The organism is Moorena sp. SIO3I8, assembly GCF_010692325.1.
Classification (GTDB): domain Bacteria; phylum Cyanobacteriota; class Cyanobacteriia; order Cyanobacteriales; family Coleofasciculaceae; genus Moorena.
In genome coordinates, this window is sequence record NZ_JAAHHW010000394.1 from 1 (window position 1) to 1,385 (window position 1,385).

At 43.2% G+C, this 1,385-nt stretch carries 1 protein-coding gene; it reads left to right on the forward strand.

The genetic code is table 11. The features are described 5' to 3' along the window. Positions 1–22 precede the first annotated feature (22 nt). Complete coding sequence (locus tag F6K51_RS37300; protein WP_293031219.1) at positions 23–1,243, forward strand: RNA-guided endonuclease TnpB family protein; 1,221 nt, start codon at positions 23–25, stop codon at positions 1,241–1,243. Positions 1,244–1,385 lie beyond the last annotated feature (142 nt).

The following is a 1,385-nucleotide window of genomic DNA, read 5'->3' on the forward strand; positions in this document are numbered from 1 at the left end:
TTCGATAACGAAGTTGAGTGCAGTGAAACATAAAGCCGTCAAAGTTAGAATTTATCCCACGAAAGAGCAAGTTCAAGTGTTAGCTCAAAATTTTGGATGCGCTCGTTGGTGGTGGAACTATGCTCTGAATCAGTGCATAGAAACCTACAAAGAAACTGGCTTTGGGCTAAAGCAATCTGCACTCAACTCTATGTTGCCGAAACTTAAGAAACAAAAAGAGACTGAATGGCTAAAAGATTGTTACTCTCAGGTCTTACAATCTGTGAGTCTCAATCTTAGTCGTGCTTACCAAAATTTCTTTGAAGGTAGAGCTGAATACCCTAGATTCAAATCGTACCATCACCGTCAATCAATCCAGTATCCCCAAAACGTAAAACAGGTGGGTGATTGTCTTAAATTCCCTGGAAAACTGGGAATCGTAAAGGCGATAATTCATCGCCCACTGGACGGAGAGATCAAGACTGTAACAGTCAGCAAAACTCCTTCTGGAAAGTACTATGCTTCTGTCCTGATGGAGTATGAAGGCGCTAGTGTGGAATCCTCCACTAGTGGACAGGTAATCGGTATTGATTTAGGCATCAAAGATTTTGCTATTTCTTATGACGGCGAAAAGACCTCTAAATTCAGTAATCCTAAGCACCTGGCTAAGTCCGAAAAAAAGTTAGCCAAAAAACAGCGTATTGCTGCCCGAAAGAAAAAAGGAAGCAGTGGGCGCAAAAAGGCCAGAAAAATTGTAGCTAAGGTATACGAGCGAATTGGAAATGTCCGCCAAGACTACCTACATAAGCTGTCTAGAAAAATAGTAGATCATAATCAAGTAGTGGTAGTCGAAAGCCTGAATGTCAAGGGCATGGTTCGTAACCATAAATTAGCTAAAGCAATTTCTGATCTGGGTTGGGGAACCTTTGTCAATTTTCTTTCTTACAAGTGCGAAAGAGAAGGAAAAGTGTTAGTTGAAATAGACCGATGGTTTCCTAGTTCCAAAACCTGCTCTAATTGTCATTACCGAATCAAAGAGTTGCCACTGGATATTAGGACTTGGACTTGTCCAAGTTGTGGAATTCACCACGACAGAGATGGTAATGCGGCAAAGAATATTAGAGCAGAAGGAATCAGAATGCTATCCTCCTCTGGGACGGGGGAGGTTAACGCCAATGGAGAAGAAGTAAGACCAAAACGTGGACGCCCGTCCAAGTTAAGGCATTCTTCCGTGAAGTTGGAAGCCACGACCTCTACGAAGTAGGTCGTGGTAGTTCACACTATCCAATCGGCATCGGATTATTCGACGGGGGGCTATTTACGGAGAACCTCTATTCCCCATCGATGATATCGAAAACGGTCAGTTGCCTGTGGATATCGAGGATGATGGCAAGCCCCGGGGACTG